General features: G+C 69.1%; 23 protein-coding genes. 11 read left to right on the forward strand and 12 right to left on the reverse strand.

Features of this window, described 5'->3' with window-relative positions:
* The 7 genes from AB0J80_RS01675 to AB0J80_RS01705 form a co-directional block, all read right to left on the reverse strand.
* The gene (locus AB0J80_RS01675; RefSeq protein WP_364699150.1) at positions 1-327 is read right to left on the reverse strand and encodes a flagellar hook-basal body complex protein FliE; all 327 of its coding nucleotides are present in this window, start codon (positions 325-327) and stop codon (positions 1-3) included.
* Between the two features lie 2 nt (positions 328-329).
* Positions 330-725, reverse strand: a complete 396-nt coding sequence (locus AB0J80_RS01680) for a flagellar basal body rod C-terminal domain-containing protein (protein ID WP_364699151.1) — start codon at positions 723-725, stop codon at positions 330-332.
* A 5-nt stretch (positions 726-730) separates the two neighbouring features.
* On the reverse strand, positions 731-1,078 hold the full coding sequence (locus AB0J80_RS01685) for a flagellar basal body protein (RefSeq protein WP_364699152.1): 348 nt from the start codon (positions 1,076-1,078) through the stop codon (positions 731-733).
* Between the two features lie 177 nt (positions 1,079-1,255).
* The gene (locus tag AB0J80_RS01690; protein WP_364699153.1) at positions 1,256-1,579 is read right to left on the reverse strand and encodes a hypothetical protein; all 324 of its coding nucleotides are present in this window, start codon (positions 1,577-1,579) and stop codon (positions 1,256-1,258) included.
* A gap of 6 nt (positions 1,580-1,585) precedes the next feature.
* Complete coding sequence (gene fliS, locus AB0J80_RS01695) at positions 1,586-1,978, reverse strand: flagellar export chaperone FliS (RefSeq protein ID WP_364699155.1); 393 nt, start codon at positions 1,976-1,978, stop codon at positions 1,586-1,588.
* A 14-nt stretch (positions 1,979-1,992) separates the two neighbouring features.
* Positions 1,993-3,438 carry a flagellar filament capping protein FliD gene (gene fliD / locus AB0J80_RS01700; RefSeq protein WP_364699157.1) on the reverse strand — a complete coding sequence of 482 codons (1,446 nt, stop codon included), beginning with the start codon at positions 3,436-3,438 and terminating at the stop codon, positions 1,993-1,995.
* Positions 3,439-3,586: 148 nt separating this feature from the next.
* On the reverse strand, positions 3,587-4,753 hold the full coding sequence (locus tag AB0J80_RS01705) for a flagellin (protein ID WP_364699159.1): 1,167 nt from the start codon (positions 4,751-4,753) through the stop codon (positions 3,587-3,589).
* Positions 4,754-5,004: 251 nt separating this feature from the next.
* On the opposite strand from AB0J80_RS01705, the gene flgN reads away from it, so the two are divergent.
* From flgN to AB0J80_RS01735, 6 genes are read left to right on the forward strand one after another with little or no spacing between them, the layout of a single operon-like run.
* Positions 5,005-5,490 carry a flagellar export chaperone FlgN gene (gene flgN / locus AB0J80_RS01710; RefSeq protein WP_364699161.1) on the forward strand — a complete coding sequence of 162 codons (486 nt, stop codon included), beginning with the start codon at positions 5,005-5,007 and terminating at the stop codon, positions 5,488-5,490.
* Complete coding sequence (gene flgK, locus AB0J80_RS01715) at positions 5,490-6,872, forward strand: flagellar hook-associated protein FlgK (RefSeq protein ID WP_364699163.1); 1,383 nt, start codon at positions 5,490-5,492, stop codon at positions 6,870-6,872. Before flgN ends, flgK begins: the two co-directional genes overlap by 1 nt.
* A 10-nt stretch (positions 6,873-6,882) precedes the next feature.
* Positions 6,883-7,803 (forward strand): flagellar hook-associated protein FlgL, encoded by a 921-nt coding sequence (flgL, locus tag AB0J80_RS01720; protein ID WP_364699165.1) that lies wholly within the window; start codon positions 6,883-6,885, stop codon positions 7,801-7,803.
* Positions 7,804-7,844: 41 nt separating this feature from the next.
* On the forward strand, positions 7,845-8,243 hold the full coding sequence (locus AB0J80_RS01725; protein ID WP_364699167.1) for a flagellar assembly protein FliW: 399 nt from the start codon (positions 7,845-7,847) through the stop codon (positions 8,241-8,243).
* A gap of 52 nt (positions 8,244-8,295) precedes the next feature.
* Complete coding sequence (csrA, locus tag AB0J80_RS01730; protein ID WP_364699169.1) at positions 8,296-8,538, forward strand: carbon storage regulator CsrA; 243 nt, start codon at positions 8,296-8,298, stop codon at positions 8,536-8,538.
* 17 nt (positions 8,539-8,555) lie between these two features.
* Positions 8,556-9,203, forward strand: a complete 648-nt coding sequence (locus AB0J80_RS01735) for a methyltransferase domain-containing protein (RefSeq protein ID WP_364699170.1) — start codon at positions 8,556-8,558, stop codon at positions 9,201-9,203.
* Here AB0J80_RS01735 and AB0J80_RS01740 read toward each other — a convergent pair.
* Complete coding sequence (locus AB0J80_RS01740; RefSeq protein ID WP_364699172.1) at positions 9,196-10,020, reverse strand: peptidoglycan DD-metalloendopeptidase family protein; 825 nt, start codon at positions 10,018-10,020, stop codon at positions 9,196-9,198. The genes AB0J80_RS01735 and AB0J80_RS01740 overlap by 8 nt on opposite strands.
* Positions 10,021-10,286: 266 nt before the next feature.
* Between AB0J80_RS01740 and AB0J80_RS01745 the strand changes: the two genes are divergently transcribed.
* Positions 10,287-11,039, forward strand: a complete 753-nt coding sequence (locus tag AB0J80_RS01745; RefSeq protein ID WP_364699174.1) for a hydrolase — start codon at positions 10,287-10,289, stop codon at positions 11,037-11,039.
* A 74-nt stretch (positions 11,040-11,113) separates the two neighbouring features.
* On the forward strand, positions 11,114-11,980 hold the full coding sequence (locus AB0J80_RS01750; RefSeq protein ID WP_364699176.1) for an SRPBCC family protein: 867 nt from the start codon (positions 11,114-11,116) through the stop codon (positions 11,978-11,980).
* Between the two features lie 4 nt (positions 11,981-11,984).
* Here the strand turns inward: AB0J80_RS01750 and AB0J80_RS01755 are convergent, their stop codons facing one another.
* Together AB0J80_RS01755 and AB0J80_RS01760 are read right to left on the reverse strand one after the other, a co-directional pair.
* On the reverse strand, positions 11,985-13,790 hold the full coding sequence (locus tag AB0J80_RS01755; RefSeq protein WP_364699178.1) for a PAS domain-containing sensor histidine kinase: 1,806 nt from the start codon (positions 13,788-13,790) through the stop codon (positions 11,985-11,987).
* Between the two features lie 79 nt (positions 13,791-13,869).
* Positions 13,870-14,094, reverse strand: a complete 225-nt coding sequence (locus tag AB0J80_RS01760) for a hypothetical protein (RefSeq protein ID WP_364699180.1) — start codon at positions 14,092-14,094, stop codon at positions 13,870-13,872.
* Between the two features lie 225 nt (positions 14,095-14,319).
* Between AB0J80_RS01760 and AB0J80_RS01765 the strand changes: the two genes are divergently transcribed.
* From AB0J80_RS01765 to AB0J80_RS01775, 3 genes are all read left to right on the forward strand, one after another.
* A complete protein-coding gene (locus AB0J80_RS01765) occupies positions 14,320-15,912 on the forward strand; it encodes a S8 family serine peptidase (RefSeq protein WP_364699182.1) in 1,593 nt (530 codons plus the stop codon).
* Between the two features lie 72 nt (positions 15,913-15,984).
* Complete coding sequence (locus AB0J80_RS01770; RefSeq protein ID WP_364699184.1) at positions 15,985-16,386, forward strand: response regulator; 402 nt, start codon at positions 15,985-15,987, stop codon at positions 16,384-16,386.
* A 235-nt stretch (positions 16,387-16,621) separates the two neighbouring features.
* Positions 16,622-18,382, forward strand: a complete 1,761-nt coding sequence (locus tag AB0J80_RS01775; RefSeq protein ID WP_364699186.1) for a DNRLRE domain-containing protein — start codon at positions 16,622-16,624, stop codon at positions 18,380-18,382.
* Between the two features lie 57 nt (positions 18,383-18,439).
* On the opposite strand, the gene AB0J80_RS01780 is transcribed toward AB0J80_RS01775, so the two are convergent.
* Together AB0J80_RS01780 and AB0J80_RS01785 are read right to left on the reverse strand one after the other, a co-directional pair.
* Positions 18,440-19,192: a class I SAM-dependent methyltransferase gene (locus tag AB0J80_RS01780; RefSeq protein ID WP_364699188.1), complete on the reverse strand. Its 753-nt coding sequence runs from the start codon at positions 19,190-19,192 to the stop codon at positions 18,440-18,442.
* Positions 19,192-19,974, reverse strand: a complete 783-nt coding sequence (locus AB0J80_RS01785) for an SDR family oxidoreductase (protein ID WP_364699190.1) — start codon at positions 19,972-19,974, stop codon at positions 19,192-19,194. The genes AB0J80_RS01780 and AB0J80_RS01785 overlap by 1 nt, the downstream gene beginning before the upstream one ends.
* Positions 19,975-20,028: the final 54 nt, after the last annotated feature.

The raw sequence follows: 20,028 nt of genomic DNA on the forward strand, positions 1-20,028 counted from the left end.
TCAGGCCTGCATCCTCATGATCTCCTGGAAGGCTTCCAGAGCCTTGTTCCGGATCGCCATGGTGAGCTGAAGGCCGAGCGCGGCCTCCGTGGACGCCATGGTGTACTGCGCCGGGTCCTGCAGGGTGCCGTTGGCCACCTGCACGGCCAGGTCGCTCGCCTTGGACTGGGACGCCTGGACGCTCTCCAGCCCCTTCGACAACATGCCGGCGAAGTCGGTGTTCGGGCCGCTGACCTGCCCGGCGCCGGACGTGCCGGACGTGCCGGTGATCGGCGAGACACCGGACAGGCCGCTGACGGCACCGAGCGCGCTGATCGGCGAGGTCATGATCAGCCCTTACCGAGGTTGATCGCGGCCTGGTACGACTCGCGGGCCCGGTCGACGACCGAGAGGTTCGCCTGGTACGAGCGCTGAGCCATCATCATCTGGGCCATCTGGGTGCCGAGGTCGATGTCGGGCCGGCGGACGTAGCCCTCGGTGTCGGCCAGCGGGTTGTCCGGCTCGTAGGAGAGCCGGCCCTCGGCGCTGCCGTAGGCGATGCCGCCGACCTGGGCGCCGTTGCCGTCCGCCGCCTCCTGCGCCACGACGTAGCGAGCCTGGAAGGCGTTCTCCGACGTGCGCGTGACGTTGTCGATGTTGGCGATGTTGTCCGACACGGCGTCGAGCCACTTGCGGTAGACGGTCACACCGGTGCCGGCCACGCCGATCGCGTTGAAGGTGCTCATCTAGGTCAGGCCCCCTTGATCGCGTCGCGGATGAGGCCGTACTTGGCGTCGAGAGCGCGGACGGTCAGCTGGTAGCGCATCGTGGTGTCGATGTGCGCGAGCGTCTCCTCATCCAGGTTGACGTTGTTGCCGTTCAGCCGCGTCGGCTCCAGCGAGTTCTGCACGCTCGGCGTGACCGTCGAGGGCGACTGGCCGTTGGCGACGGCGCTGCTCAGCGCCTCCTCGAACTTGACCTTACGAGCCTGGTAGCCGGGGGTCTCGATATTCGCGATGTTGTTGGCGATGGCGTTCTGCCGGGCGGACAGGCCGGCGACTGCGACGCGGAGCGAGGACGATGCGACGTCATCGAACACGACGGCGGTTCCTTCCCAGTGGTGCGAGGGCGCCGGTCCTTGGCTTCCTGGCCGAGCAGTCCATTGCTCGTACCTTTCGCTTCGGCCCGTCCGCGGATCCGCTGAGCGTGGAACGGTTGCTGCCCGGTTGCACGCAAAACCCGGCGCCCTTGGAAAGGGCACCGGGTTTCTGGTGTGTCACATGGCGCAGTCGATGTAGGTGGGAACTTGTTTGCCGGGAGTGCCTACCTCGACGCGGCTTGCGAAGGCGGTCTGGCGGCGGTTGGCGGTGATCGCCAGGGCCGCTGCCTTGGCCGCCTCGAGTTGCCGGGTCAGGATGAAGTCCGCGCGGGGCTTCAGGTCCAGCGGCAGCGGGCCGAGGCCGGCCGGTGGCTCCCAGGGCTTCGCGAGCGGCAGTTCCTGGGCGCGGTGTTCCTCACTGATCATCCGCTCGACGGCCTCGACGTCCGCTTCCATCTCGTCGAGCGCCTCGATCCAGGCTTGCCGCCACTGGTCGGCCATGGTGGATCAGCCCTCGGCGGCCGCGACGGCCATCGCCGCTTCGCGCCAGGTGTCGCGCAGCGGTTCCATGAGCTCTCGGATGTCGGTGACCTTCTCGATGTCGCCGCGGACGTTCGCCATGACGAGCTCGGTCTGGGCGAAGGTGTAGAGCGCGGCCAGGCCCTTGGCGCCCTCCCAGGCATCGACGTCGAGCGTGACGTGCAGCTCGGTGATGATGTCCTGAGCATGCTTCAGGTGGCCGTTGGCTTCGGGGCGGTTGCCGGCGCGCAGTGTCTCTTCCCCACGGGTGAGGTCGAGGATCAGCCGGTCGAAGAGCATCAAGAGAAGCTTGGCCGGAGAGGCCGTGGCGGTCGCGTCGGCGAGGTAGCGCTCACGCATGGCCGGAGAAGGGTTGGTCATGAAGTGAGCTCCGCTCAGGCGAGGCCGGCGAGCTGACCCGCCAGCCAGGAGGACTGCTGCTGCATCTTGCCCAGGGCGACTTCGAGGCCGGAGAACTGCTTCTGCAGCGCTGTCTTGCGCAGCTCGAGGCGGTTGTCCCATTCGCTGACCTGGTCGTTGAGGCTCTTGATGGTGTTGTTGTTGCGCTGGATGAGGGCCTGGATCGTGCCCAGCTTGGGCTTCTTCGAGTCGGTCGGGTCCGCGACGCCCTCCGTGGCGATCAGCGAGAGGGATTCCAACTTGCGGCCCAGCCCGGTCGCCGTGTCGTAGCCGGGGTCGAACTTGCCGGCCGTGCCGCCGGCCTTCTCCGTGTACGAGTCGAAGAACTTCTGGGTCCGGGCGGGATCCGCCTTGTAGGCGTCCAGGAACTTGGACTTGTCGAAGGTGAGCTTGCCGCTGCGGTCGACCGAGACGCCCACCTCGGTGAAGCTGGCGGTTCCGCCGCTCGATCCGAGCCCGGCGGCGCCGCCCGTGACGGTGCCGAGGATGTCCTGGCTGAGCTGGCGCATCATACTGTCGCCGACCAGGGGGCCGGCCGCGACCTCACCGGTTTTGATCTTGCTCTGGGAGGCGATCTCGGACAGCGCCACGTTGGCGTTGTCGACCAGGGCCTGCACCTTGGCGGCGATTCCTTCGGCGTCCGCCGTCACGTCGATGGTGACGGCCGGGTCAGCGGCGGCCTGTAGTTTTGCGGCGGTGACGGTCACACCGGGCAGCACGTCGGCGAAGGTGTTCGTCGCAGACTCGATCGAGTACGGGGTGGTGGTGCCGACGGTGAGCTTTGCATTCGCGCCGGCGATGGTGGTGTTCCCGGCGCCGAGGATGCTTGCGTCGATCCCGGTCGGCGGTGGGAAGGTTGACGCTCCGCCACTCGTCTTCGCGGTCAGCTGGAGGCTGTACTTGCCGGGCGCCACCTGAACGGCTGACGCCTTGTACGCGGCGTTGGACGTCTCGTTGATCTTGGAGACGACTGCCTGAAGCGATTTGTCGGTCGTGAAGGTCAGGTCCTTGTCGGTGCCGTCGGCGAGCTTGATCTTCAGGGTGTCGCCGGACAACACTGTTGCGCTCAACGAAGCGACTGACTTGTCGGCGTCGGAGTACGTCACGGTATGTGTCGTCGCGAGACTGTCGACTCGGAAGGTGAGCGACCCGGCAGTTGCTCCGGGCTTGGCGGACACTGCCGCCGCGGTGGAGGTCGAGGTGGCCTTCATGCCGCCCCAGGTGTCCGAGCTGCCGAGGGCCTTCGCCGCCGTGGCGACGCTGGACAGCCGGCTGTTCACGCTCTGGTACGCGGAGACGACCTTGTTCGCGGTGGCAACCTTGGTCTTCAGCGCCGTCTGCGGAGCCGCCTCGATCTTCATGAGCTGGTTGATCGTGTCCGTGGTGCTCATGCCGCTGATGAGGCCGTCGACACTGGCCATGGCGCTGATCCCTCCGTCGGTCGGGCTGGAACGTGACGGGCGGCCGGCGATGTCGCCGACCGCCCGTCTATTCGGTTGTCTCTGCGGTTGACTGAGCGATTTCCCGCTGTGGTGGTCCTCGCTACGACGAGAGGATCACCACGTCGGATCAGCGCAGGAGGGAGAGAACGCCCTGCTGCGACTGGTTGGCCTGCGACAGCATGGCGGTGCCGGCCTGGGTGAGGATCTGCGACCGGGTGTAGGACATCATCTCCTGAGCCATGTCCGTGTCACGGATCCGGCTCTCCGACGCCGACAGGTTCTCGATGGCGACGTTGGTGTTGTTGATGGTGTGCTCGAACCGGTTCTGGTACGCACCGAGGTTGGCGCGAGCGGTCGACACTGCCTTGATCTTGGCGTCGATCGCCTTCACCGACTCCTGAGCCGCGTCGTGGTCGACGAAGCTGAGGCCCGCACCGACGCCGGGAGTGGCGGCGGTGAACGCACCGTTGCCGTGCGTGGCGGTGACCGTGCCACCGTCGTTCGCCCGGATCTGGATACCCATCGAGTTGCCGGTCGACGGGTCCTTCGTCACGGACGCGGAGAAGTGCGCCGCGAAGTCGGCGTTCGCGTTGAATGCCGCCACGGCCTCGTCGATCGTGTTGGCGCTGCTGAGGCCGGTAGCGGTCACATCCACCTGCGTGGTGTTGGCACCGTTGACGGACTTGAAGGTGTAGGTGTTGTTGTCCAGCTTCGTGGTGTCGATGTCCTTGGTCAGGCCACCCGGAACCACCGCGCTCTTGAGGTCGCCGACCATGGACTTGATGTTCGCCCCGGACAGGTCAACGGTGATCTCGCTGTTGGCGTTGCCGTCGGCGCCGACCTGGAAGGTCAGCTTGCCGTTGCCGTTGGCGGAACCGTCGAGCAGCTTGGTGCCGTTGAAGTTGGTCGAGGAACCGATCCGGTCCAGCTCCTCGGTGAGGCTGTTGACCTCGGTCGCGATGTTGGCGCGAGCCTCGGCGTTGTTGGAGTCGTTACCAGCCTGCACGCCCAGGTCACGCATGCGCTGCAGGATCGAGTGCACCTCGTTGAGCGCACCCTCAGCGGTCTGCACGACCGAGACACCGTCCTGCGCGTTGCGGACGGCGACCTTGAGGCCACCGACCTGGCTGCGCAGGCCCTCGCTGATGGCCAGACCGGCGGCGTCGTCCGCGGCCCGGTTGATCCGGAAGCCCGACGACAGCTTCTCGAGCGACTTCGACATCTGGTTGTCGGAGACCGAGAGGCTGCGGTAGGCGTTCTGGGCAGCGATGTTCTGGTTGATGCGAAGACCCATTTGAATTTCCTCCTTGAGTGGGGTCTCTGGCCGGCCCATCCGTGAGCCGATTTGCTTACGCCACTAGTGATCGGCCGGGTCCCTCCAGCCTTGAGAAGTATTTGAGATTTCTTCACGGCCCGTCCCGGGAACGCGGAAACCCGGTCGCACCGGTCCGCTACCAAAGCCGCTACAAGTCCTCAGAGACGCTCACCTGGTGCCGACGTGATCGATGAAGCGCAGAGCAACGCCCGCAAAAGACGGAGGAGCCGGTGAGCCTGACCGACCTGTCCAGCGTCCTGTGGCGCTCACGGGAGCTGCTGGAACTGTTGCTGTTCAAGCTGGAGGAGGAGCAGCTGCTGCTCGCCTCGAACCGCTCCCGCTGGCTCGCGCACGCCACCCGCGAAGTAGAGGTGGTCCTGGACCAAATCCGGCAGACCGAGGTCGCCCGGGCCGCCTACGCCCAGGCGGTCGCGCAGGAACTGGGACTCAACGTCGAGGCATCGCTCGGTGAGCTCGCGGACGCTGCGCCGGCGCCCTGGTCCGATCTGCTGCACCAGCACCGGAAGGCGTTCCTCACGTTGACCTCGGAGATCAGCAGCATGGCCGAGACGAACCGAGACCTGCTCACCGCGGGTCAGCGCGCGGCTCGCGAAACCATGCTCGCGTTCGCCGGAACCGTGGAAACGTATGGCCCGCAGGGCCAAACCGTCACCGGCGGCGTGCGCCGCCCCAGCCTGGTGGATGAGGCGATCTGATGCCCAGCAGCTTCGGCGGTATCAACACCGCACTGACCTCTCTCTACGCGCAACGTCGCGGTCTGGACGTGACCGGGCAGAACATCGCGAACGCAAACACTGAGGGATACACCCGGCAGCGCGTCAACATGAACTCCCAGGTGGGCTCCCTCTCGGCGGCGATGTATGCCCGGACCGACGGCCTCGGCACCGGTGTCGCGGTGACGGACGTCCAGCGTCTGCGCGACGAGTACCTGGAAAACCGAGGTCGCTCGGAGCACGCCAACGACTCCTACCTCAAGGCCCAGAGCGCGGCGTACGTGGCGATCGAGGACACCTTCGCCGAGCCGGGTGACACCGCCTTGGCCGCCCAGTTCCGCGACATGTGGGGCAACTGGAACGACGTTTCCAACAACCCACAACTGGCAGCTCCACGGTCCGCTCTGATTCAGCAGAGTTCGACGGTTGCGGACCAGTTGAACGCCTCGCACCAGGCTCTCGCGCGGCAGTGGAAGATCAATGAAAGCCAAATGACCGCCTACGTCGACGAGATCAACGGGACCGCCAAGTCGATCGCCCAGCTCAACGACAGCATCATCAAGGCGAACGCGTCCGGCCTGACCGTGAACGAGCTCGAGGACCAGCGTGACGTGCTGGCCATGCGGCTCGCCGAGCTGACCGGCGCCTCCGCGGCCAAGCGGCCGAACGGTGGCATGGACGTCTTCATCACCGGCCAGAACCTCGTCACCGGGACCAACGTCCGCGAGGTGGAGTTCGTCGGCGCGGAGCGGCTGGAGGATCAGGCAGGCAACCCGGTGCAGCTGCAGTGGGTCGACATCGACGAGCCGATCAAGGCGGGCGGCAAGGTCGGCGCGGCCATGGACGTGATGACCAACATCATTCCGGACCTCTCGGCCGACATCGACTCCGTCGCCAAGAACCTGATCGACTCAGTGAACGCCAAGCACCGCCTCGGTTACAGCGTCGACGGCACCACCGGCCAGGACTTCTTCAGCGGTACGACGGCCGCGGACATCAAGGTGCTCGTCAAGGACCCTGACAAGGTGGCGATCTCGGCAACGGCCGGCACGCTGGACAACTCGGTCGCCGACTCGATCGCCGACATCGGTGACGACCCGGACGGCCCGGACCGGGAGTATTCGGGAGTCATCGGCAAGCTCGGCGTCGACTCGCAGGGCACCGCCCGCCGCGCCGAGATCCAGTCCGTGGTGACCGAGCAGGTCGACGCGGCCCGCGAAGGCGAGGCCGGCGTCAACCTCGACGAGGAAATGACCAACCTCCTCACATACCAGCGCGGATACGAAGCCGCGTCCCGGGTTCTGACCACGATCGATTCGATGCTCGACCAGCTCATCAACCGCACCGGTCTGGTCGGAAGGTAAGGGGTAATCCATGATTGGCGGCGGCAGAGTCACCGAAGGCAGCATCCACACCCGGGTGCTGGCCAATCTCCAGCGCAATCTCGCCAAGGGTGGCCAGATTCAGGACCAGCTGTCCAGCGGCAAGCAGATCAACCGGCCGTCGGACTCGCCAGCCGGCACGGTGTCTGCTCTGCAACTGCGCGCCGAGGCCCGCACGAGCGAGCAGTACAGCCGCAACGCCGACGACGGCCTCGGCTGGCTGGGCACCATCGAGGACACCCTGACCAGCTCGTCCAGCCTGGTCAACCGCGCCCGCGACCTCACCGTGCAGGGCCTCAACACCGCCACCAACGGGACTCAGGCCAACGAGGCGCTGGCGCTCGAGATCGATCAGATCCGGGATGCCCTGATCGGCTATGCCAACACGCGCTACCTGGACCGCCCGGTCTTCGGCGGCAACACGTCCGATCCGGCTGCGTTCGACGAAACCACGGGCAAGTTCACAGGCAACCCCTACGACCCCACGAACGCCGCCAAGACGAGCGTTTCGCGAACTGTCGGCAACGGCGTCAAGGTACGCGTGGACATGACGGGACCCGAGGCGTTCGGGGACGACGCGACTGGGCTCTTCAAGACGTTGGAGACAATTGCCTCTGATCTGCGCGCCGGCAACAAGACCCAGCTGTCGGCCGACTTGCAGAACCTGGACAAGGCCGGAAACAAACTGAAATCGGCCGTTTCGGAGATCGGATCTCGATACAATCGGATTACGCAGATGAAGGAGTCCGCACAGGACCGGTTGTTGTCCGTGACGTCGCAGCTCTCCGACATCGAGGATATCGATCTGCCGAAGACCATCATGGAAATGCAGCTTCAGCAGACGTCGTACCAGGCCGCCTTGGCCGCCGGGGCCAAGGTGATCCAGCCCTCGCTCATCGATTTCCTGAGGTGACCATGAGTACTCGCACCGCGTCCCGACCGATTGGGGCAACCATGACCGACACCCAGCTGGACATGCCGATCATCGACATGGCCGTGCCTATGCCCGGCTTCCCGGCGCATCGGCAGTTCGTGTTGGTCCGCCTGAACGAAGAGGGCCTTCTCTTCGCGTTCACGTCCGTTCAGGACCCGGATCTGCGTTTCCTGGTGGCACCGCCCGAGCCGTTCTTTCCGGACTACGCACCGGAGATCGAGAACGACGTTCTGGCGGCCCTGAACACCAAGGACCCGGACCGGCTGCTGGTCATGGTCGTCATCACTGCTGGCGTCGACGACACGACCGCGAATCTTCTCGCGCCGATCATCGTGGACCGAGACAGCCGCCGGGCGATGCAGGTTGTGCTCAGCGGGAGCAACATGCCTGTCCGTGCCGTCATGCGCAAGGCCTACTGACAAGAGTTTGGCATGCAATGTCCTGTCCACGGATGGAGAAGGGGCAGCCACGATGCTGGTGCTGACCAGGAGGGCCGGCGAAAGTGTGATCATCGGCGATGACGTCGTCGTGACCGTCCTCGAGGCGCGCGGCGACGTCATTCGCATCGGTATCAAGGCCCCTCGCGACGTGCAGGTGCACCGCGAGGAGGTCTACAACGAGCTGAAGGCCGTCAACCGCGAGGCCGCGTCGCCCAACGACGAGGCCGTGCAGGCGGTGTCGGACATGTTCCGAGAGAGTCCCCAGCCGGATTGAGCCGCTAAGGTCCGCTGGTGGACGACAAGACCGACGAACTGCGCGCCGCACACGACGTGCTGGCAGAGTTCTATGTGGAGCATCTGGCCGATCATCTGGAGCGCATGCCCGCCGAGCGGGCGGTGCTCGGCCTGTTCTGCGAGCTGACGCTCGCCGCGGGCCTGGGCACCACGATCGGTGACGTGGGCTGCGGGACGGGCCGGCTCGAGCCCTACCTGGCCGCGCGCGGTCTCTCGCCGCACGGGGTCGATCTCTCACCCGGGATGGTCAGCGTCGCCCGACGCGACTACCCGGGCTTTTCCTTTGACGAGGCGGACCTCCGCGATCTGCCGTTCGAGGATGCCTCGCTGGCGGGCGTGGTCTGCTGGTACTCCCTGCTCTTCCTCACTCCCGACGACCGGGCGGTCGCCTTCGCCGAGCTGGCCCGGGTGGTCAAGCCGGGTGGCTACTTCGTGACCGCGTCCCAGGTGGGCGACGGCACCCATCAGCGGCGGGGCCGCAGCACCGACCTCGGCATCGAGTTCGACGCGTACTGGATGTCCCCTGAGGAGATGCGGCGCCGGGCGGCCGAGGCCGGTTTCGAGGCGGTGTTCTGGGGCGGGCGGCCCGCCGAGGAGCCGGAGACGACTCCCCAGCACTTCCTGCTCGCCCGCCGAGTCAGCTGATCGTCAGGCCGCGGGCCTTCATGAAGGGGATCGGGCTGATCGCGTTCTCGCGGGTTGCCGGTACGCCCACGTGCACCTCGAAGTGCAGGTGCGGCCCGGACGACGAGCCTGACGTGCCCACGTACCCGAGGATCGAGCCGCGCGCGACGGTCTGGCCGACGGTGACCGACGGGCGGCGGACCATGTGGCAGTAGCGGGTGACGATGCTGCCCGGGTGCTGGACCTCGACGTACCAGCCGCAGCCGCGGAGTGTGCTGTTGCCGTCCGTGTCGCAGGTGCCGCGCGAGACGTTGCAGACCACGCGGATGACCGTGCCGGCGCTGGCCGAGCGGACCGGGGTGTTGCGGGTGGCGCCCAGGTCGACGCCGTCGTGGGCGGGGCGCTGGACGGTGCGGAAGTCGCTCACCAGGCCGGCGGTCACCGGGAGCATCCAGACACCGGAGACGGCCGGCAGGGGCGTCGTCGCGGTGCACTTGGGGATCTCGGTGGCGGCTCGCTCGACGTACGCGTCGGAGATGTAGGTGTTGTCGGTCAGGCGGTCCCAGTAGCCGGTGTTCTTCACCGTGCCGCTGATGAACTGACCTGCGATCTTGCAGACGATCGAGACGGTGGTGCCGTTCGCGACGGTGCCGGTCCGGGCGCTGGTCGCGGACGGGCCGCTGCGCGCGTTGAGCGCGGTGCCGGCGGTGACCACCGTGCCGGTGGCGGCGACCTCGGGAGCGGGAGCTGCGACGGCCGGAGCCGCGGCGATCGCCGGGCCGGCGAGCGCGCCGGCGGTGAGCAGGGCGAGGTTCGTGCGCTGATGTCGGCGCTTCATACAGATCCCTTTCGTCGGGCTTATGGAAAGGCTGCCGAGGGGGAGATGTCGCCGGGGTGCGCGAGAAGTGCGAAATAGTTGCTGCGAGCGCGGCAGCACTAGGAAATATTGACTGCCGGAGAACGAGGGCGTGTCCCGATCGCCGCAATCGTGATCGGGCGCGCACCCGTAATGCACCTGGTGCGGCCCCGGTCCACAACACCGTGGCCGCAGAGTTTCCCCCAGGACGAGAGGAGCTCGTCCGTTGAAGTCGCCGGGGAGACATCGTGGGTGCAGAGCGCGAATCGGTCATGGACGGCACCATCCTCGCCGCGCCCGCGGCCGCCCTCGATCTGCGTACCGACGCGCATGTGCACACCGGTTTCGCGGCCGGGCGGGACAGCGTCGGGGTGGTGGTCTCCGCCGCCGACCGGGCCGGGCTCACCGCGCTGACCTTCGCCGACCAGGTCGGCCCCGACACGACGTGGCTGCCGGCGTACGCCGATGCGGTGCGCCGGGCGCGGCAGCGTACGGAGCTGACCCTCCGCGTCGCCGCCGAGGTGGAGGTCGTCCAGGAGGACGGCTGGCTGGCCTGGCCCGCGGACCTCGGTCACCTCGAGGCGGTCTCGGTCGCCGTGTCCCGCCTGCCGCTTCCCGAGGGCCCGGCCGGTGCCCGCGAGGTTCGCGCCATGCTGGCCGCCGGCCGGCTCGTGCCCGACCAGGTGGCCGAGATCCTCGTGGGCGCCACGGTCAAGGGACTCGAGCGCGCCTCCCGCTACGCCCCCACCCAGCTGGCCCGGCCGCTCAGCCTGCTCGGGCAGGTCGGCATCGACGACGCCGCCGTGACGCCGGGGATCCTGTGCGCGCTCGCGTCGGCCTGCCGGTCGACCGGAACGGTGGTCGAGATCAGCGAGGCCTGGCGCAGCCCGTCGCCGCGCGTCGTGGCCATGCTCCGTGAGGCGAACGTGACCCTGGTCGCCGCCAGTGACGCCCGGTACGCCGCCGAGGTCGGCGCCTGGCAGTACCTGCGCCGGGTCTGACGGGAAACCAGACGCGAGGTGTAATCGGATCCGTACTCTCTGTCATGCCAGCACTTCAGCATGGGAGAGATGCGATGAGTATGGTTCAGCAGGCCGTCGAGATCAGCGCACCGCTGCACACCGTGTACGAGCAGCTCGCGGCGTTCGAGAACTACCCGCGCTTCATGACCGGGGTCGAGCAGGTCACCCCCATCGGCCACGACCAGACCCACTGGGTCATGGAGGTCGACGGGCACCGCCGCGAGTTCGACGCGCAGATCACCGAGCGCTCGCTCGACGAACGGGTGTCCTGGACGACGGTGGACGGGCCGCGGCTCGCCGAGACCATCACGCTGCGGCCGATGGGCGAGACCCGTACCCAGATCGTCGCCCAGCTGGAGGCCGACGTCGCCTTCCTGCTCCCCAGCGACCGGCACGGCCAGGAGACGCTGAGCCGGCGCCTCAAGGCCGACCTGAACACCTTCAAGGGCCTGATCGAGACCGGCAAGCTGGGCGACACCGGCGGACTCTCCGGCGCCAGCTCGAAGAACATGACGGGCAGCGCCTTCGCCTCGCCCGCCTCGGTGGCCGGCCGCGCTCGCGGCGGGCGGTCCCGGCCGGGGGCCGGCTGGGGTACCAGCGCCGGCGACTTCAGCAACGCCCGGCCCGACAGCTTGGGCAAGCTGCGGCCGAACGCCGACACGGCCCCGCTGGGCGCCTCGATCGCCGGCACCCGGGTGGACATCACCTCGGCCCCGGGCATCGACGACCCGCACGACCTCGACGACGTACTCGCCCCGGGCCGCCGGATCCACGGCTCCCCGACGGTCAGCGGCGGTGCCGCGGGAGTGCGCAACAGCGACCAGACGTCCGCCTCCGCGCGCATGGGCGGCAAGGTGATGGGCACCCGCGACGGCCGCGGCGACGGGGTCATCAACGAGGAGGAGCGCGGCAGCTGGTAGCCGCCTACAGGGAGGCGGCTTCCCAGGTCACGACCAGCCGCGCACCACGAGGCTCGGCCCGCTCGTAGCGGACCGAGCCTCCGTTCGCCTCCACCAGGTGGCGCACGATGAACAGGCCGAGCCCGGCGCCGCGCATGAAGCGGTCGAACAGGTTCGGTATCAGCTCCTCCGGGATGCCGCCGCCGCGGTCCTGCACGACCAGCACGACGGTCTCCTCGTCGCGGGTGGCGCGTACCTGCACCGGGGCCTCGCCGTAGGCCAGCGCGTTGGTCATGAGGTTGCGCACCACGTGCCACACGTGCTGGCGGTCGGCGAGGGCGGACACGTCCTCGTCCACCGTCACCTCGACGTCGCCGTCGCACTCGAGCTCGGCGGTCACCGACGCGACCACCTCGCGGACGGGCACCGGCGTGCGCCGGGCCGTGACCGCGCCCGTGTCCAGCCGGAACAGCAGCTGGAGGTCGTTCATCATCTTGATCAGCCGGTGCGTGTTCTTGTCGATCTTCGAGGCGAGCTCGAGCCGGATGTCGTCCGGCAGGTCGGCCCAGTCGGCGTGCAGCAGCTCGGCCAGGCTGGCGATCGAGCTGATCGGCTGGGCGACGTCGTGGGTCAGCATCGAGGTCAGGTCGTTCTTGAACGCCAGCGCCTCGCGCAGCCGCTGGTTGCTGGTCTCGAGCTCGGCGGCGTGGCTGCTCAGCTCGTCCTCGGCGCGCTTGCGGTCGGTGATGTCGACGTACGTGGCGACGTAGCCGCGCGGGCGGCCGGCCGCGTCGGGAATGGCGGCCATCGTGGCCAGCACCGGCACGTCGGTGCCGTCGGCGCGGTGGATGAGCCAGTCCTGGGTGCCCGCCGGCGGCAGGTCCTGCGGATCGTCGCCGGGCGGCTCGGCGTCGCCGGTCAGCTCCCGCCAACGCCGGTTCACGTCGATGACCCGGTGGTTGGCGTCGAGCACCATCACCGCCTCGTTCATCGACTGCAGCAGCGTTTCCGCGAACTCGCGCCGCTCGTGCAGCTCCGCGAGGAGCTCGCGCTGTTTGCGGTCGGCGCCCTCCAGGGAGCGCACGAGATAGCCGACGAGGGCCACGACGGCGAGGGCGGCCAGCACCGCGCCGGTGCTGATGGCGGCGACCGGCTTGCTGATCCCGGTCCGGACGGCGAGCGCGCTGGCGAGCGCGGCGATGACCGGGACCGCGATCACGGCGGGCAGCAGCCGGCGGATCTTGGTGCCCGGTCCGGCGGTGTCATCGGTACGCAGCGGACCCGCCTCGGGCCGCGCCAGCACCATGCCGACGGCCAGGGCGAACAGGGCTCCCGCGTGGTACGGCGACATCACGCTGTCCGGCCCCCGCCCACCGGGGAAGGTGGGCGCGAACATTCGCGGCACCAGTGCCACCAGGGCGATGATGGCGCTGCCGGCGAGCAGGGGATCGGCCACCCGGTAGCGCACCGGGTCGCCGGCCCGGCGCTGGACCTGCAGGTCGAGACACGCCAGGCCGAGCCCGGCCAGCAGGGTGGCGACGCCCGCCGCCGGATGCCGGGGCAGGGCCGCGACGCCGAGGGCCGCGGCGACGGCGGCGAGCGCGTACGCCGCCTTCCGCAGCGCCGGGCGGGCAGCGGGCAGGGCCGACAGAAAGAGGGCGAGCCCGGCGGCCATCAGTGCAGCCGCCGGGCTCGCCGTCAGAGCCTCTCGGGGACTCGACCCCGGGGAGTTCAGGACCAGGCTCAGCACACCGGAGATCGCCACGGCGACACCGGTGGTCCCGGCGGCGAGCCGGGACAACCTGCCCACGTCGTGCGCCGCGATCTGCACCGGTGGAACCCCTCTAAATATGGGCTTTTCGGCCCAACCGTGAGGGAGTGATCATATCGCGGCGGATCGGGTCAGAGGGTCACGCCGGGTGAGACTGCCCCGCCCACGCGAAGCCGTTCTCGACCGTGGCCTTCACGGACACCGGCACGAGCCGGTCGGCGTACTTGTTGGCGTGGTGGCCGCAGAAGGCCAGGCCGCCTCCGCCCGCGAGGGCGAGCTCGAGCTTCGCGGCGGCGCCGCAGCGGTCGCAGCGCTCGGCCAGGGAGTCGGCGACGACGATCTCGGGCGACAACACGGTGGTCATAGCGCTCTCCTTGCTCGGTGGCGGTGCAAGCGGTCCTGACAGCGGGTAGTTCGGCCCTGCCCGGAGGCGACTTAGCCCTCGGGGGCCGGAGGAGACGTCTGCAACTCAGCGGCAACCTTCCCGATCCCGGGGCGGCTCCGCCCCGACCTCAACATTTCCCCCAGACCGCCGCCGGCATGCCTGTCATTCGGGTGATGTGCGCGGCCGGACGAGGGAGGAACCCGAGTGACACGTACCGACGGACGGCGCCGCGCCGCACGCTTCGCACTCACCGTAGGCCTGGCGACCGTGGCGGCGGTGACCGGCGTGGCCGGTACGGCCTCCGCCGGCACCCCGTCGGCCCTGCCTCTCGGCACGGTCCGCGCGGCCGCGGTCGGCGCGATCAGCGGCAGCTACATCGTGGTGCTGAAGGACGGGGTCACCGAGGTGCCCACCCTGTCGAAGGCCCTGGCCCGGCGGTACGGCGGCCAGGTGCGGGCCAGCTACTCGTCGGCCGTACGCGGCTTCCAGACCGGCATGACGGCGCTGGAGGCGCGCCGCCTCGCCGCCAACCCCGCCGTCGCCTACGTCGAGCAGGACGCGGTCGCCACGCTCGCCGACACGCAGACCAACCCGGTCTGGGGGCTCGACCGGATCGACCAGCAGGCGCTGCCGCTGTCGAAGACCTACACCTACCGCTCGGCGTCGAACGTCACGGCGTACGTGCTCGACACCGGTGTCCGGATCAGCCACAGCGAGTTCGACGGCCGGGCGAGCTACGGCCGGGACTTCATCGACAACGACAGCACCGCGCAGGACTGCAACGGGCACGGTACGCACGTGGCGGGCACCATCGGCGGCAAGACGTACGGCGTCGCCAAGGACGTCAAGATCGTCGGTGTCCGGGTGCTCGACTGCAGCGGCTCGGGCTCGTACTCGGCCATCATCGCGGGCATCGACTGGGTCACGAAGAACGCGGTCAAGCCGGCCGTGGCCAACATGAGCGTCGGCGGACCGGCCAGCTCGGCCCTGAACTCCGCGGTGGCCAAGTCGATCAGCGCGGGGATCACGTACGCGGTCGCTGCAGGCAACGACAACAAGAACGCCTGCAGCTACTCGCCCGCGTCCGCCCCGACCGCCATCACGGTCGGCGCCGTCGACAGCACCGACACCCGCGCCTCGTTCTCGAACTACGGCTCGTGCCTGGACGTCTTCGCGCCCGGCGTGAAGATCACCTCGGCCGCCGCCTCGTCCGACACCGGCACGTCGATCATGAGCGGTACCTCCATGGCGACTCCGCACGTGGCCGGCGCCGCCGCCCTCGTCGCCGCGGCGAACCCGGCCTGGTCGCCGGCGCAGATCGGTGCCGCGCTGGCCGGTAACGCGGTCGCCGACAAGGTCGTGAACCCGGGCAGCGGCTCGGTGAACAAGTCGCTGTACACCGGCTTCCTCAACACCCCGGTCGCCGCCCCGGCGGTCCCGGTGGCGGCCACCGCCTGCGGGCCGTTCGTCATGGGCACGGACGTCCGGATCAACCGGTGGTCGACGGCCACCAGCAGCAAGACCGTCTCGGACTGCTCCGGTACGGCGTCGGCCACCTCCACGGTGACCGTGGAGGTGCTGCACCCGTATCGTGGCTCGCTCGTCGTCTCACTGATCGATCCGAGTGGTGTCACCCGTACGCTCAAGGCCGCCAACTTGGCCGACAAAACGGCCAATATCTCGCAGACGTACACGATCGACCTGTCGGGTGCCCCGCGCAACGGCCGGTGGTCGCTGCAGGTCCGCGACACCTACGGCGCGACCGGCGTTCTGGACAAGTGGAAGCTCACGCTCTGATTGCCGGGAAAGCGGCACCCGCACTGCTGCTCGCGGTTAGCGTGAACGTCTACAGCTGCCAGGAGGCTCTCAATGTCGGAAGTTTCGGAAGAGCGTCCCACCGTCCTCGTCGTCGACGACGAGGAGGACCTGCGTGACATCATGCGCCGGATGCTCGAACGCCGCGGCTTCTCCACCCTGGTCGCCGGCGACCCCGAGCAGGCCGTGACGGTCTGCCGCGAGCATCCCGGGGTCATCGACGTGCTCGTCACCGACCTCGGCCTGCCGGGTGTCTCCGGGGGCGAGATGGCCCGCAACTGCTCGCAACTGCGCCCGGACATGGGCGTCGTCTACATCTCCGGTCTGCCCAAGGACATCGCCGTCACCAAGGGCCTGATCGCCGAGGACTCGCTGCTCGTGAAGAAGCCGTTCACCTCGGACGTGCTGCTCGACGCGCTGCGGCTGATCCTGGCCGAGAAGGCACCCACCAGCTGACCGACCCGCACCACCCGCCGAGCGCCGCCGGACCATAGTCCGGCGGCGCTTTCGTCTGTCCGCTCCGCGCCGGGACTCCGGCCGAAAAGCCCTTCATTCGGTACGCCCTGTGCCGCCTGGTCCCCGCCCGGTGGAGCGGCACCTGGGCTGCACCCGAACGCAAGCCGGAGCAGCACCCGCCCCTGTCGAACCTGGATGTCAGACAGCGATTCATTGACATACAGGGGGACTCGACGTGACTGCCAGGCGGGGGATGATCGGCGTAGCCGTGACAGGCGTGGTCGCCGTGGGCGCGGGCTTCGCGCTGGCGGGCACCGCGAACGCCGCGACGACCACTTCGACCGTGAGCGTCTTCAGCACCGACGACTCGTACACGTCGAGCACGCGCCGGACCGCCAACTTCGGCCAGGCGGACAAGCTGGTCGTCGGCAAGGACGGCGGCGAGACCCGGTTCTCGTACCTCAAGTTCGCTCCGAAGCTCGCGGCGGGCTCCACGGTGACCCGGGCCGAGCTGCGGCTGCCGCTGGACAGCAAGCCGATGGCCGCGACGCTGAGCGTCCACCCGGTCACCACCGCGTGGTCCGAGAAGACCCTCACCGCGGCGAACGCCCCGGTCCCCGGCAAGGCGATCGCCTCGCTTCTGCCCAAGGTGACCGACACGACCCTCGTGTTCGACCTGTCCAAGGTGGTCAGCAAGTCCGGCACGTACGCCTTCGCGCTCAAGTCGGCGGCCACGACCGGCGTCACGCGGATGCGCTCGCTGGAGTACGGCGACGCCACCGGTGGCGGCCCCGAGCTGCTGCTGACCGTCGTGAAGAAGGCCGCCACGCCCACCACGGCGCCGACGACCGCCCCCACCAAGACCCCGGTCACGACGGCGCCCACCACCGCGCCGACGACGGTGCCGCCGACGACGGCTCCGACCACCGTGCCGCCGACCACCGCTCCCACGACGGTGCCGCCCACGACGGCTCCCACGACGACCCCGCCGACGACGGCTCCCACGACGACCCCGCCGACCACGGTGCCGCCCACCACGACGGCCCCGGCGACCGGCTGCGCCACCGACGCGCTGCTCGTGCCGTCCTGCGGCGTGCTCTGGGGCGCGGCGGCCGGCGGCTTCACCGACACCCCGCGTGACCAGGCGCTGAAGGAGTGGGAGGCCACCACCGGCCGGACCGCGTCGATCTTCCACACCTACCACAAGGGCAACGAGCTGTTCCCGACCAAGTCCGAGATCGCGATGACCCAGGACCCGGCCCACCCGCGGGTGCTGCTGCTGAACTGGAAGGTCGCGTACGGCACCACGTGGGCCAAGGTCGCCGCCGGTGGCCAGGACGCGCGGATCGACGCGTGGTCGGCGTACGTGAAGAAGACCTACAACCAGAAGTTCTTCCTCGCCCTGCACCACGAGCCGGAGAACGACGTCAACAACACGGCCGGCTCGGGCATGACCGCCAAGGACTACGCCGCGATGTACCGCTACGTCATCAACCGGCTGCGGGCCAACGGCGTCACCAACGCCATCAACGTGATCGCGTACATGGGTAACGAGAAGTGGATGGCGCAGTCGTGGTGGAAGGACCTCTACCCGGGTGACGACGTCGTCGACTGGATCGGCCTGGACTCGTACGTCAGCGTCGAGAAGGGCTACTACCACTACGGCGACATGGGCGACATCCTCGACCGCAAGCCGTCCACCGGCGGTCTCGGCTGGTACGACTGGTCGGTCACCAACCACCCGAGCAAGCCGATCATGGTCGCGGAGTGGGGCATGTACCACCGCACGAAGACCATCGTGGACAAGGCGCCGGCGTTCAACACCGTGATCCCGGAGCTGAAGGCGCACCCGCAGGTGAAGGCCGTCGTCTACTTCGACACCAAGAACGACGACGAGGGTGACCGCGACATCTCGGTCGACTCCACCGCCTCCGCCCTGGCCGCGTTCAAGAAGGTCGCCGCCGACCCGATGTTCGACGTGACCATCACCAAGTAAGGCGCTGTTCGCCCCCCGAGGAACGGGCCGGTCTCCGCATGGAGGCCGGCCCGTTCGTCATGCCGGCCAGGGCACGCTCAGCTCGCCGCGGCGCCAGCGCGCGGACCCGTCCAGCACCGGCCACGACGACCGGAACCGCTCGACGGTCGCGAGCCAGCGCTGCCGCGGGCCGAACGGGGTGGCGCTCGCCTCCCACGCCGCACCGAGCTGCGCGAGCAGGTCGTGCACCGGATGACCGGGCACGTTGTGGTGGATCAGCGCCTTCGGCAGCCGCTCCGCGAACGTCGCCGGATGGTCCAGGTCGGACAGTCGCGCCGACAGGGTGAGGGTCAGGGGCGTGCCCGCCTCGACCACCGCCCAGGTGGCGATCCGGCCCAGCTCGTCACAGGTGCCCTCGACCAGCACCGCGCCCGTGGCGGTCATCGTCCGCCAGGCCGCGGCGACCTCGTCCTCGGCGTACTGGCGGAGGACGTTGAACGCGCGGACCACGTGCGGGCGCAGGCCGACCAGCTCGAAGCCACCGCGGCGGAACTGCAGCAGGGGCGGGTCGGCGTACGGCTGCGCGGCGGTCACGCGTACCGGATCGATCTCGAGGCCGACCACCGCCACGTCCGGGCGGACCGCCGTGGCCAGCCGGGCCCGCAGCTCGATCGCCGTGATCGGCGTCGCGCCGTAACCCAGGTCGACCACCAGCGGCGCCTCCGCGGCGGCCAGCAGATCCCCGCACCGGTACGCGATGAACTTGTCCACCCGGCGCAGCCGATTGGGGTTGGTGGTCCCCCGCGTGACGGCCCCGAGCGGTTTGGTCATCAGCTCTGCTCGCGGACGACCTTGTGCTGGGCGGCCTGCGCGATCGGGCGGACCACCAGCCGGTCGACGTTGACGTGCTGCGGGCGGGTGGCGGTCCACGCGATGCAGTCCGCGATGTCGTCGGCGACCAGCGGCTCCTTGACGCCGGCGTAGACGGCCGCGGCCCGGTCCGCGTCGCCGAAGCGGTTCAGCGAGAACTCGTCGGTGTGCACCATGCCCGGGTCGATCTCGATGACGCGTACGGGCTTGCCCGCCAGCTCGAGGCGCAGCGTGCCGACGAGCGCGGTCTGGGCGTGCTTGGCGGCCGTGTAGCCGGCGCCGCCCTCGTAGACCGTGAACGCGGCGGTGGAGCCGACCGTCACCACGGTGCCGGCGCCGCTCGCCTCGAGGGCGGGGAGCAGGGCCTTGGTGACGCGCAGGGTGCCGAGCACGTTGACGTCGTACATCCACTGCCAGTCGTCGACGGACCCGGCGGCGACCGGGTCCATCCCGCGCGCCCCACCGGCGTTGTTGACCAGCAGCGTGACGCTCCCGTCCAGCCCGGCCGCGGCGGCGGCCAGCTCGGCCACCGACTCGTCGGAGGTGACGTCGCAGGCCACGGCCGTTGCGGAGGCGTCACCGACCTCCTTGACGAATGCCTCCAGCCGGTCCGCGCGGCGGGCCGCGGCGACGACATGGAAACCCTCGGCGACCAGGCGGCGGGCGGTCGCCGCGCCGATGCCGCTGGACGCGCCGGTGACGACGGCGATCTTCTTCTGCACCATGCCTCGATCCTGCCTCATGACGTGTGTCACCCCGGACCGCCTGGGAGTGGGTTCAGCACCGTGGGATGGGGA

This window comes from Actinoplanes sp. NPDC049548 (assembly GCF_040676695.1).
Lineage (GTDB): Bacteria > Actinomycetota > Actinomycetes > Mycobacteriales > Micromonosporaceae > Actinoplanes.